Annotated in this window: 13 protein-coding genes and 2 tRNA genes; 7 read left to right on the forward strand and 8 right to left on the reverse strand. The window is 67.3% G+C overall.

Features of this window, described 5'->3' with window-relative positions; genetic code table 11:
- Positions 1–2: 2 nt before the first annotated feature.
- From H3H37_RS18060 to H3H37_RS18080, 5 genes are all read left to right on the forward strand, one after another.
- On the forward strand, positions 3–797 hold the full coding sequence (locus H3H37_RS18060; protein WP_311197543.1) for a 3-hydroxybutyrate dehydrogenase: 795 nt from the start codon (positions 3–5) through the stop codon (positions 795–797).
- A 67-nt stretch (positions 798–864) separates the two neighbouring features.
- Positions 865–1,089 (forward strand): addiction module protein, encoded by a 225-nt coding sequence (locus H3H37_RS18065; RefSeq protein ID WP_182165036.1) that lies wholly within the window; start codon positions 865–867, stop codon positions 1,087–1,089.
- Between the two features lie 2 nt (positions 1,090–1,091).
- Positions 1,092–1,379, forward strand: coding sequence for a type II toxin-antitoxin system RelE/ParE family toxin (locus H3H37_RS18070; protein ID WP_220456488.1), 288 nt, complete (start codon positions 1,092–1,094; stop codon positions 1,377–1,379).
- 56 nt (positions 1,380–1,435) lie between these two features.
- Positions 1,436–1,819 (forward strand): 4-carboxymuconolactone decarboxylase, encoded by a 384-nt coding sequence (gene pcaC / locus H3H37_RS18075; protein WP_182165040.1) that lies wholly within the window; start codon positions 1,436–1,438, stop codon positions 1,817–1,819.
- Positions 1,820–1,871: 52 nt separating this feature from the next.
- Entirely contained in the window at positions 1,872–2,420 is a 549-nt protein-coding gene (locus H3H37_RS18080) for a TPR end-of-group domain-containing protein (RefSeq protein ID WP_182165042.1), read from the forward strand.
- 74 nt (positions 2,421–2,494) lie between these two features.
- Here the strand turns inward: H3H37_RS18080 and H3H37_RS18085 are convergent, their stop codons facing one another.
- The 3 genes from H3H37_RS18085 to H3H37_RS18095 form a co-directional block, all read right to left on the reverse strand.
- The gene (locus H3H37_RS18085; protein ID WP_182165044.1) at positions 2,495–3,652 is read right to left on the reverse strand and encodes a thioredoxin family protein; all 1,158 of its coding nucleotides are present in this window, start codon (positions 3,650–3,652) and stop codon (positions 2,495–2,497) included.
- A 99-nt stretch (positions 3,653–3,751) separates the two neighbouring features.
- Entirely contained in the window at positions 3,752–4,561 is an 810-nt protein-coding gene (locus tag H3H37_RS18090) for an alpha/beta fold hydrolase (RefSeq protein ID WP_182165046.1), read from the reverse strand.
- A gap of 80 nt (positions 4,562–4,641) precedes the next feature.
- Positions 4,642–5,685, reverse strand: a complete 1,044-nt coding sequence (locus tag H3H37_RS18095; RefSeq protein WP_182165048.1) for an alpha/beta fold hydrolase — start codon at positions 5,683–5,685, stop codon at positions 4,642–4,644.
- A gap of 134 nt (positions 5,686–5,819) precedes the next feature.
- Between H3H37_RS18095 and H3H37_RS18100 the strand changes: the two genes are divergently transcribed.
- Positions 5,820–6,281, forward strand: a complete 462-nt coding sequence (locus H3H37_RS18100; RefSeq protein WP_182165050.1) for a MarR family winged helix-turn-helix transcriptional regulator — start codon at positions 5,820–5,822, stop codon at positions 6,279–6,281.
- A gap of 62 nt (positions 6,282–6,343) precedes the next feature.
- Here H3H37_RS18100 and H3H37_RS18105 read toward each other — a convergent pair.
- The 5 genes from H3H37_RS18105 to H3H37_RS18125 form a co-directional block, all read right to left on the reverse strand.
- Positions 6,344–6,420, reverse strand: a tRNA-Met gene (locus H3H37_RS18105).
- A 47-nt stretch (positions 6,421–6,467) separates the two neighbouring features.
- Positions 6,468–6,544: transfer RNA gene (locus H3H37_RS18110), tRNA-Met, on the reverse strand.
- Positions 6,545–6,659: 115 nt separating this feature from the next.
- Complete coding sequence (miaA, locus tag H3H37_RS18115; protein ID WP_182165052.1) at positions 6,660–7,616, reverse strand: tRNA (adenosine(37)-N6)-dimethylallyltransferase MiaA; 957 nt, start codon at positions 7,614–7,616, stop codon at positions 6,660–6,662.
- A gap of 35 nt (positions 7,617–7,651) precedes the next feature.
- Positions 7,652–9,619: a DNA mismatch repair endonuclease MutL gene (gene mutL / locus H3H37_RS18120; RefSeq protein WP_182165054.1), complete on the reverse strand. Its 1,968-nt coding sequence runs from the start codon at positions 9,617–9,619 to the stop codon at positions 7,652–7,654.
- Positions 9,620–9,651: 32 nt separating this feature from the next.
- Positions 9,652–10,596: a peptidylprolyl isomerase gene (locus tag H3H37_RS18125; protein WP_182165056.1), complete on the reverse strand. Its 945-nt coding sequence runs from the start codon at positions 10,594–10,596 to the stop codon at positions 9,652–9,654.
- A 174-nt stretch (positions 10,597–10,770) separates the two neighbouring features.
- Here H3H37_RS18125 and H3H37_RS18130 point away from each other — a divergent pair, with 174 nt between their 5' ends.
- Positions 10,771–11,415, forward strand: a complete 645-nt coding sequence (locus tag H3H37_RS18130; RefSeq protein ID WP_182165058.1) for a VTT domain-containing protein — start codon at positions 10,771–10,773, stop codon at positions 11,413–11,415.
- The last annotated feature ends 102 nt before the right edge of the window (positions 11,416–11,517 follow it).

Consider the following 11,517-nt stretch of genomic DNA (forward strand, 5'->3'; position numbering starts at 1 on the left):
CCATGACCACCGCCATGTTGCAAGACAAAGTCGCCCTCGTCACGGGCTCCACCTCCGGCATCGGCCTGGGCATCGCGCAGGCGCTGGCCGCCAGCGGCGCGCACGTCGTGCTCAATGGCTTCGGCGACGCGCAGGAGATCGAGGCGCTGCGCGCCGGCATCGAACAGCGCTACGGCGTGCAGGCCGCGTACCAGCCTGCCGACATGGCGCGCGCGGCCGACATCGAGGCGATGATGGCCGCCATGCTGGCGCGTTTCGGCCGCATCGACATCGTCGTCAACAACGCCGGCATCCAGCACGTGGCCGACGTGGACGCCTTCCCGGTCGAGAAGTGGGACGCCATCATCGCAATCAACCTCAGCTCCGCCTTCCACACCACGCGCTTGGCGCTGCCGTCGATGAAGGAGCGCAACTGGGGCCGCATCATCAATGTGGCTTCGGTGCACGGGCTGGTGGGTTCGGCCCAGAAATCGGCCTACGTGGCCGCCAAGCATGGCGTGGTGGGACTGACCAAGGCGGTGGCGCTGGAGCTGGCGCAGACCGGCATCACCTGCAACGCCATCTGCCCCGGCTGGGTGCTCACGCCGCTGGTGCAGAACCAGGTGGATGCATTGGCGGCCCAGCGCGGCATCAGCGGGGAGGAGGCCAGCGCGGCGCTGCTGGCGCAAAAGCAGCCGTCCGGCCAGTTCGTCACGCCGGAGCAACTGGGCGCGCTGGCCGTGTTCTTCTGCGGCGACGCCGCCAGCCAGGTGCGCGGCGTGGCCTGGAACATGGATGGCGGCTGGGTGGCACAATAGCGGGGTGGGGCGCTTGCTGGCCCCCGCAATTGGCGGTACAGTCTGGGCTTGAACAGGGAGACGGCGCATGCAATCGCAATTTGACATCTTGACGGCGCAGGCGTTGAAGCTCACTCCGGATGAGCGGGAGGCTTTCATGCAACTGCTTGCCGCCAGTCTGGATACGGATGCCACCGAGGATGATGCGCTCGCAGCCGAGGTGGCAAGCCGCATCGCCACGCTGGAAAGCGGCGCGACCCAAGCCATTCCCCTTGCCGAGGCGTTGGCGTCGGTACGTGCAGGACTGAAGTGAAGTTGGTCATCGTTCCTGCGGCGCTCGCGGAGCTGCAGGACGCCGCCGCTTATTACGCGGCACAGGTCAATGCAGACTTGGCGCGCGCGTTTGTGGACGAGTTTGAGCGGGTTGCCAAGCTCGTGTCATCTTCCCCTCAGCTGGGGGCTGTATTTCGCGGCGACCAGCGCCGATATTTCCTTCGCAGATTTCCCTACAGTGCCATCTATCAGGTCGTCCAGAATGAACTGCGGGTGCTGGCGATCGCCCATCAAAAGCGTCGCCCCGCCTACTGGTCGGGCCGGAAGTAGCCATGCGGTTCGCTGGCTGCGAATTAACCAATACAACAATTCCAAGGAGGTGTGACATGGACCAGCAATTCAACGATGGCCTGCAAAAGCGCAAGCAGGTGATGGGCGACGATTTCGTCGAGCGCGCGTTCGCCAACGCCGACGAATTCACCCTGCCGCTGCAGGAATTCATCACCCGCAACGCCTGGGGCACGGTCTGGTGCCGCGATGGCCTGGACCTGAAAACCCGCAGCCTGCTGACGCTGTCGATGCTGACGGCACTGGGCCGCTCGCACGAGATCAAGGGCCACGTGCGCGGCGCCATCAACAACGGCGCCACCATCAAGGAAATCCAGGAAGTGCTGCTGCACGCGGCCGTCTACTGCGGCGCGCCGCTGGCGGTGGACGCGTTCCGCGCCGCGCAGGAAGCCTTGCAGGCGATGGAAGCAGCAAAGGATTGACGCCGGACCGCCCACCTGTGAAGATAGGCAAAAACTGGAAAGGCGGACAACGATGGTGAAACGGACGGGTTCTATCGCAGGCGAGCAAGTTCAGGCGCGCAAGCTGGCGCGCGCGCGGCAAGCGGGCATGACCCGGCCCATGGTCGCGGCGGCGGCGGCCGTGCTGGTGTTGATGGCCGGGGCGGGGCTGTATTACGTCAAGTCCGGGCCGGCTACGCAGTCGGCGGCGGACGAAGCGGCCAATCACCCGGCGCCGCCACCTGAGGCGGGGCCGATCCAGAAGGACAGCAAAACCGTCAACCAGTTGATGAACCTCGCCATCAGCCACATCGAACAGGGCAACCTGGACGAGGCCGAGAAGGACTTGCAGGCCGCCCGCGCCCACGCGCCGCAGCAGCCGCTGGTGGCGTACAACACGGCCATCTTGCGCGTGAAACAGCACCGCATGGACGACGCGCTGCGCGAACTGGAAGCCAGCTTCGCGGCCGGCTTCAGCTACTTCGACCAGCTCGACATGGACAACGACCTGGACCCGCTGCGCGACGATCCCCGCTTCGTGGCGCTGGTGGCCAAGTACCGCAAACCGGCGCCGGCCAAGTAAGGCGCGGCCGGGGCTTCCCTGCGCAGCGCGGCGCGCGCGCCTGCGCGCGACCGTTGGCACATCCTGTTGCCTTATCAGCCAAACGTGAATGCGAACGCACCGGCGCCGGGATCGAGGAAGCGGATCTCGAAGGTGCGCGGCTGCACCGTACCGGACTGGCGCACCAGCTGGTAGAGGCGGGTCGCCGTGACGACGCCATGGCCGGCTGCGTCGGTATCCGTGCCGTGGTCCGCGCCCGGTGCGCGGCCGTCGATGCTGACCACGAAGCGCACCGGCTTGCCATCGGCGCCCGGTCCCAGCACCAGATGCAAATCGCGCGCGCTGAAGCGGTAGACGATGCCGCCGCCCGCGCGGTTCAGCTGCGCGCGCTCCGCGCCCACGGTCCAGTCGCCGGTCAAACTCCATTCGTTCAGCCCCGGCGCGCCGGCCGTGTAGTCATGCGCCACGTCCCGCCGCAAGCCGCCGCGCCCGACGAAATGCGCTGCCTGTTCATAGCCGACATAGGTTTCGCCTGAACCCAGGTGCGCGCCGTCGGGCGCGGCCTGCTCGTCGGTGGCCTGCGGCGTGGCCAGTGGACCCATCGCATCGTGCCGTCCCGCCTCGGCCAGTAGCATCTGGATGACCTGCTCAACTGCGCGTGTGCCTTCGCCGACCAGGCGCGCGCGCACCTGTCCTTGCGCGTCGGCGACGTAGAACACCGGCCACGCGTTGTTGCGGTAGGCGTTCCAGATGCGCCGCTCGCTGTCGACGGCGATCGGGTAGTCGATCTGGAAGCGCTCAACCGCCTTGCTGACGTTGGCGGCATCCTGCTCGAAGCTGAACTCCGGCGTGTGCACGCCGATCACGACCAGCCCCTGGTCGCGGTATTTTTGCGCCCAGGCGCGCACGTGCGGCAGGGTGCGGATGCAGTTGATGCAGGAATAGGTCCAGAAATCGACCAGCACGACCTTGCCTCGCAACTGCTGCGTGGTCAACGGCGCGGAATTCAGCCAGGTGGTCGCGCCATCCAGCGCGGGCAGCGCGCCGAGGTGGGGCAGACCGCTGCGGTAGGCGCCGCCCGGCGCGTCGCCCGCAGCGCCGCCCGCCGCATTGCCTGTCGTGTTGCCGGTTCCGGTGGTGCCGGCGGTGGCCAGCTTGGCCAGCGTCGCACCCGCGCCAAGCGAAGCGAGGGCGGCGAGGGCGGCGACGGCCAGGCGGCGGCGCCGGCGAAAGAGAGTGCTGTCTTCAGACATCGTGGGACTCCCAAAAAACAAGCGATGGAGGGATGCGCGATGCGGGGCGCGTGGCCTGCCGGCAGGCGCATGCTGCGCCGGCAAGGGACGATGGCACGATTACTTGTTGCCCGCCGCTTCTTCGATCAGTGTGGTCACCGCGTCCGGGCGCGATACCATGACCACATGGGAGGCCCCCGGCACTTCGACCACGTCCTTCGCGTGGGCGCGCTTGGCCATGAAGCGCAGCGCTTCGAGCGGGATGTTCTTGTCGGCCGTGCCGTACACGAAGTAGGACGGCAACTGCTTCCACGCGACGCCGTCGGCCGCCTCGTTGAGCGCGGCCACCGTCACGGGACGCTGGCCGGCGGCCATCAACGCGGCCTGCTTGGGCGCGACATCGGCGGCGAACTGCTGCGGGAATTTGTCCTGGCGGATGTAGAGCTCCTTGCCGTCGGCCAGCGCCACGGGGTCAGCCAGGGCGTCACCAAGCGTGCCACCGGGGAACTTGCCGGCCAGGCCGGCCACCGTCTCGCCCTGCTCGGGCGCGAAGGCGGCCACATAGACTAGCGCTTTCACTTCCGGATTGCCTTCGGCCGCCTTGGAGATGACCATGCCGCCGTAGGAGTGGCCGACCAGCACGACGGGCCCTCTGACGGCGGCGAGCACGCTGGCCGCGTACTGCGCGTCGTTGCCAACGCCGCGCAGGGGATTGGCCACGCTGAGCACCGGATAGCCCTTGGCTGTGAGCCGCTGGGCCACGCCGTCCCAGCTGCTGGAATCGGCGAAGGCGCCGTGTATGAGCACGATGGTGGGCTTGGCGGCCGTGCCCTCGTGCGCGGTGATGGCGCCCATGGCCTGCGCTTGCGGCAAGGCGGTGGCAAACGCGGTGGCGGCGGCGACGGTGATCAGCAGTTTTTTGGCGAACATGGTGGTTTCCTTTTCTTGTTGAGTGGCGTAGGTGTTGTGTCGTGCGCTGGTTGGGCAGCGCGAGTGGGCGGCAGCCGTGTTCAGAGGTGGTCGACTTCGATCACGGCGTTGGCGAAGGCGCGCGGTGCTTCCTGCGGCAGGTTGTGGCCAACGCCGCCGGAGATCTGCTCGTGCTTGTACTTGCCGCTGAAGCGTTGGGCGTAGGCCGCCGGGTCCGGATGGGGCGCGCCGTTGGCGTCGCCTTCCAGCGTGATGGTGGGCACGGTGATGGCGGGGAAGCTGGCCAGCCGCGTTTCCAGTTCACGGTACCTGGCCTCGCCCGGTTCCAGCCCCAGCCGCCAGCGGTAGTTGGAGATGGTGATGGCCACGTGATCGGGGTTCTCCAGGGCGGCGGCGCTGCGCTCGAACGTGGCCTGGTCGAAGCGCCATTGCGGCGACGCGGTTTGCCAGATCAGTTTGGCGAAATCATGGTGGTTCCTGGCGTAGCCGGCGGCGCCGCGCTCGGTGGCGAAGTAGAACTGGTACCACCATTGCAGCTCGGCGCTGGGCGGCAAGGCTTGCTTGCCCGCCTCCTGGCTGCCGATCAGGTAGCCGCTGACGGACACCAGTCCCTTGACCCGCTGCGGCCACAGCGCGGCGACGATGTCGGCCGTGCGCGCGCCCCAGTCGTAGCCGGCGAGGATGGCGCGGTCGATCTTCAGCGCGTCCATCAGCGCCACCACGTCGGCGGCCAGCGCGGCCGGCTCGCCGTTGCGCGGGGCCTTGGCGTCGAGCAGGCGCGTGCTGCCATAGCCGCGCAGGTGCGGCACGATCACGCGGTAGCCGGCCTGGGTCAGCATGGGCACGACGTCGATGTAGCTGTGGATGTCGTACGGCCAGCCGTGCAGCAGGATTACCACCGGGCCGTCGGCCGGCCCCTGGTCGACGTAGCCGACATTCAGCACGCCGGCATCGATCTGCCTGATAGCCTGGAAGGTGGCCAGCGCCGGCGCCGACGTGGCTGCGGCCGGCCTGGCGCTGGCCGTCTCCGCGTGCGCAACGGTGGATATGCCGAACTGGGCGCCGGCGAAGGCGAGGAGGGCGGCGACGGCATGGCGGCGATAGGTGGTGCGGTGCTTGCGCATTTTCATACTCCGGTTGTCCTGTGGTTGAAAAGTATTTATCGAAATAATCATTATGACGACAACTATATCCAGCTTCTCCGCCGTTTTCAAGTACGATAATCATTATCGCGATAAATTCTTTTTGGGGATGCAAAATGAGCAACAAGATGGATGCCGGTAAAAACACGGCCAGGCTGGGCGACTTCATGTGCTTCGCCATCTATTCGACCAACCTCGCCTACTCGCGCGTCTACAAGCCGGTGCTGGAGGAACTGGGGCTGACCTATCCGCAGTACGTGGCCATCGTCTGCCTGTGGGAGGAGGAGATGCAGACGGTCAAAAGCCTGAGCGAGAAGCTGTTCCTGGAGCCGAGCACGATTACGCCCATGCTCAAGCGCCTGGAGGCGATGGGCTATGTGCGCCGCGAACGCGACACCGAGGATGAGCGCAGCGTGCGCGTGTCGTTGACGGAGGCGGGACGCCAGTTGCGGGAAAAGGCCTTCGACTACCGCGCCGTGACGGCCAAGGCGGCCGGCCTGTCGCCCGACGAGTTCCGCGTGCTGCAGAAGGCCATCGTCAACCTGCGCACCAACCTGATGAACGCGGCCGGCCAGTAAGCGCCGGCGGGCCGCAATGCAAAAAGCCGCTGGCCCTTGCGGGACAGCGGCTTTGCAGATTCTGGTGGTGATAGATGGACTTGAACCATCGACCCCAGCATTATGAATGCTGTGCTCTAACCAACTGAGCTATATCACCGAAACAAAAATGGCCTGATCGTGATCAGACCATCTTCTAAGAAATCTTGGTGGTGATAGATGGACTTGAACCATCGACCCCAGCATTATGAATGCTGTGCTCTAACCAACTGAGCTATATCACCGACAACGCCCAGCATTATCAAGGCTGGACGCCGGCCTGTCAAGACTGGCCCGAAAATATTCCGTGTTTTTCTGCGCCGTGCGCGGCATGGATTGCCACATTGTCACGACCTGCGCTCAGCCGCGCCCGGCCTCGATCCGCGCCAGCATGGCGGCGGCCGGATGCGGCGCCAGGCAGTCGAGCACCACGCGCTGCGGCATGGCGCGCAGCCACGTGAGCTGGCGCTTGGCCAGCTGGCGCGTGGCCACGATGCCGGTCTCGCGCAGCGTGGCGAAGTCGATGTAGCCGTCCAGGTATTCCCACGCCTGGCGGTAGCCCACGCAGCGCATCGAGGGCAGGGCGGGGTGCAGGTCGCCGCGCCGGCGCAGCATCTCCACCTCCGTCAGCAGGCTGCCATCCTCGCCTTCCTTGAGCATCAGGTCGAAGCGGCGCGCGATGCGTTCGTGCAGCACGGCGCGGTCGGAGGGCTCCAGAGCGAACGACAGCAGCTCGAACGGCAGTTCCGTCTTCTCGCGCTGGGCCAGCAGCTCGGACATGGGGCGTCCCGCCAGCGTGCAGATCTCCAGCGCGCGTTGGATGCGCTGGGCGTCGTTGGGCGCCAGCCGCGCGGCCGTGGTCGGGTCCAGCGTGCGCAGGCGCGCGTGCAGCGCCGGCCAGCCGTGGCGGGCCGCCTCGTCCTCCAGTTCCGCGCGCAGGGCCGGATCGGCGCCGGGCAGGTCGTCCAGGCCATCCGTCAGGCCCTTGAAGTACAACATGGTGCCGCCCACCAGCAGCGGCAACTTGCCGCGCGCCGTGATGTCGGCCACCAGGCGCAGCGTGGCCTCGCGGAACTGGGCCACGGAATAGGTGTCCAGCGGGTCGATGATGTCGATCAGGTGGTGCGGCACGGCGGCCTGCTCGGCGCGCGTGGGCTTGGCCGTGCCGATGTCCATGCCCCGGTAGACCAGGGCCGAATCGACGGAGATGATTTCACAATCGATGCGCTCGGCGATGGCCAGCGCGGCGGCTGTCTTGCCGGACGCCGTGGGGCCCATGATGGCGACGGCCAGCGGGCGTGATGCGTGATGGGTCATGATGTCTTGTACGTGAAGGCGCGGGAGGGAACGGCTTATTGGCCGCGCAGGAACAGCTTGTCGAGCGCGCCGATTTCCACCTGCACCCAGGTCGGGCGGCCGTGGTTGCACTGGTCGGCCCGCTCCGTGCTCTCCATCTGGCGCAGCAGGGCGTTCATTTCCTGTACCGACAGGATGCGGTTGGCGCGCACGGCCGTGTGGCAGGCCAGGGTGCCCAGCAGCTCGTTGCGGCGTTCGATCAGCACACGCGAGCCGCCGAATTCGCGCACGTCGCGCAGCACGTCGCGCGCCAGCGTCTGGGCGTCCGCGTTCTTGAGCAGCACCGGCACCGAGCGCACGGCCAGCGTGGTCGGCGACAGGGCGGCGATGTCGAAGCCCAGCGCCTGCAGCGTTTCCTGGTGCTCCTGGGCCGTGCCCACTTCCACTTCCTCGGCGTAGAAGGTGACGGGGATCAGCAGCGGCTGCACCTGCATCTGCTGGCCGGCCACCTGGTCGTCGAGTGCGTTCTTGAGCTGCTCGTACAGGATGCGTTCATGGGCCGCGTGCATGTCCACCAGCACCAGGCCCTTGCTGTTCTGGGCCAGGATGTAGATGCCGTGCAGCTGGGCCAGCGCGAAGCCGAGCGGGAATTCTTCCTGCGCCATGGCGGCGGGCGAGGCCACGTAGGGCGTGGCCGGTGCGATCACCGATGCTGAGGTGACCGAGGTGGCCGTTGCTGCCATGCCGTCCGGGAAAGCCGAAGCTTCGGCAGCTGCGCGCCCATCGCCCGCCGGTCCGCCGCTGAACAGCGCGCCGTAGCGCTCCGTGCTTTGCGCCACCCCGGCGCCGGCCTGGCGCGACGGGCCGAACGGCGACGGCGAGAAGGTCGGCGTGTAGCCGGGCGCCAGCAGCGGGCCGAACGACGCCTGCTGCGCCTGGCCGCGCCAGTTGTCGCCCGCGCTCAGCGATTCGGCCGCCGGCAGCGGCGATGGCACGCTGCCGTGCGCGGTGGCCGAGGTCTGTGCCAGCGCCCGCTGCACGGCGTGGAACACGAACTGGTGGACGGCGCGGCTGTCGCGGAAGCGCACTTCGATCTTCGACGGATGGACGTTCACGTCCACCAGCGCCGGGTCGATCTCCAGGGCCAGCACATAGGACGGGAAGCGGTCGCCGTGCAGCACGTCGGCGTAGGCCGCCTTGACGGCGTGCACCAGCAGCTTGTCGCGCACGAAGCGCCCGTTCACGTAGAAGAACTGGCCGTCGGCGCGCGCCTTGGAGGCCGTGGGCAGGCCCGCGTAGCCGTGCAAGCGCAGCGGGCCGGCCGCCTCGTCGATCGGCAGGCGCGCTTCCGCGAAACCGTCGCCCAGGATGTGGGCGCTGCGCTTGGCCATCTCCGTCACGTTCCAGTGGTCGATGGTGCGGCCGTTGTGGCTCAGCGAGAACGACACGTCGGGCCGCGCCAGCGCGATGCGGCGCACCACCTCGGCGCAGTGGCCGAATTCGGTCTGCTCGGACTTGAGGAATTTGCGCCGGGCCGGCGTGTTGTAGTACAGGTCCTTGACGTCCACCGTGGTGCCGTGGGCGCCGGAAGAGGGCGACACGGCGCCCAGGTGGGAGCCCACGATCTCCCACGCATGGGGCGCATCGGCCGTGCGGGTGGTGACGGTGATGGCGGCCACCGAGGCGATCGACGCCAGCGCCTCGCCCCGGAAACCGAGCGTGCCCACGTTTTCGAGGTCGTCGAGGGTGGCGATCTTGGAAGTGGCGTGGCGGGCCAGGGCCAGCGGCAACTGGTCGGGCGGGATGCCACGGCCGTTGTCGGTGATGGCGATGCGTTTCACGCCGCCTTCCTCCAGCCGCACCGTGATCTGGGTGGCGCCCGAGTCGAGCGCATTCTCCAGCAATTCCTTGACCACGGCCGACGGCCGCTCCACCACCTCGCCGGCGGCGATCTGGGAAATCAGCTTGTCCGGCAGGGCCTGGATGGGACGGAGGGGGCGTTGGGTCGGGTCGGGCGCGTTCATGGCGCGATTATACCGGCTGCCGCCGGCCCCGATTACTTCGCCTGCTCGCGCACGGGGATGGGCACGTTGCACAGTTCGACGTAGCCGGCCGCGTACTTGTTCCAGGGGCCGCCCCGGTTGCGCTGCGCTTCCACGGCCGCCTTGTAGGTGGCCGTGTCCGTGCGCATCACCTCCAGGTGGCTGCGCTCGGCCTCCGGCACGTCGGCCGCCAGCCGCACCGAAGTGATGGGCGGATGGACTTCATTGGCGCCATAAAAACCCATCGCCTCGTGCCCGCGCGGCAGCGTCGACAGCAGCGCCATGCCCGACACCACCCGCCCCACCACCGTGATGTTGCGGTCCAGGTGGCGCGGCGCGTGGCCCGTCACCGCGTACAGCGAGGTGCCGTTGCCGCTGTCGTTGTCCACGTCGCGGCCCACGCCCACCATGCCGTAGCAATGCGCCAGCCAGGTGCGGCCGGCCTTGGGGTCGCGCCCGGCCGGGAAGCCGTTCGAGATGCCCACCTGCGGCGCGTAGCCGTCGCGCTCGGGCAGGGCCGTGAAGTGGCGGTCGTTCTTGAGCGGCACGGTGAATTCGCCGGGCACTTTTTCCCGCGCAGTCTTGAGCGGCTTGGGATGGGCCTCGTCGGCGTCGCCCCACTGGGCCACGTAGTTGTCCTGCGAGCGCACCACGGCTTGGCCATCGTAATAGTGCTCGCGTGCCAGCAGCTTGATGTTGGCCACGTTCTGCGGCGCGAAGTCGGGCGCCAGTTCGATCACCACGCGCCCGCCCGGCAGTTCCATGTACAGCGTGTTGTCCGGGTCGAGCGGGCGCCAGTCGGCTGGGCCCGACGCCTTGACGATGTCGGCCACGGTGGGCTTGACGGGCAGGCCGGCGGGGGCGTCGGCCTTGGCGGCCAGCGACAGCGCGGGCAGGGTGGCCAGGGCCAGCGCCAGCGCGCCGGCGCAGCGAAGCGGCAGGGAAAATGGGGTGTGCATCCAGGCTCTCCTCGGATAGTGGCGATGTGGTGACATGGGGCGCGGCGGGTGGCGCGCGCTGCGCCGATTGTAATCGGAAAGATGGTTAATTTGGAAACGCAAATATCCGCCAACGATCGCGGCAGGACTGCTGCCGGTGGTGTATGATTCCGGCGCAACCTTTATGGGACGAATATGGATTTGATGCAATTTTTCGGCATGCTGCTGCATGTCGACAAGACGCTGGAAGTGCTGATACAGCAATACGGCACCCTCGTGTACGCGGTGTTGTTCGCCATCATCTTTTGCGAGACGGGACTGGTGGTGTTGTTCTTCTTCCCCGGCGACACCCTGCTGTTCATCGCCGGTGCCCTGTGCGCCTTGGGCGAGATGAACCTGGCGCTCCTGATGCTGCTGCTGATCACGGCGGCCGTGACGGGCAACACCCTCAATTACTGGATAGGCGAGGCCATCGGGCACCGCGTGTTCACCCATGATTACCGCTGGATCAACAAGCAGGCGCTGCAACGAACCCACGTGTTCTTTGAAAAACATGGCGGCAAGACCATCGTGCTGGCCCGTTTCGTGCCCGTGGTGCGCACCTTCGCCCCGTTCGTGGCCGGCGTGTCGGACATGACGCATGCCCGCTTCCAGCTCTACAACATCACCGGCGCCACCCTGTGGGTGCTGCTGTTGACCACAGCCGGCTACTTCTTCGGCAACATCACCGTGGTGCGCGAACACTTGACCGAGATCGTGCTGTTCGGCGTGGGCGTGGCCGTGGTGCCGATGGCGCTGGGCGGCATGTGGAAGCTGTCGCGCCGCATGCTGGGCCGCTGACGATACACCCGACACGCCCCGGCCGCGCCGCGGCGTGTTGCATCGCAAATTATTCGCGTGCGCAGGGCCGGGGCGGCTCAAGTTTTGCCGTACTGCATCCGT

The organism is Rugamonas brunnea (genome assembly GCF_014042345.1).
Lineage (GTDB): Bacteria > Pseudomonadota > Gammaproteobacteria > Burkholderiales > Burkholderiaceae_D > Rugamonas > Rugamonas brunnea.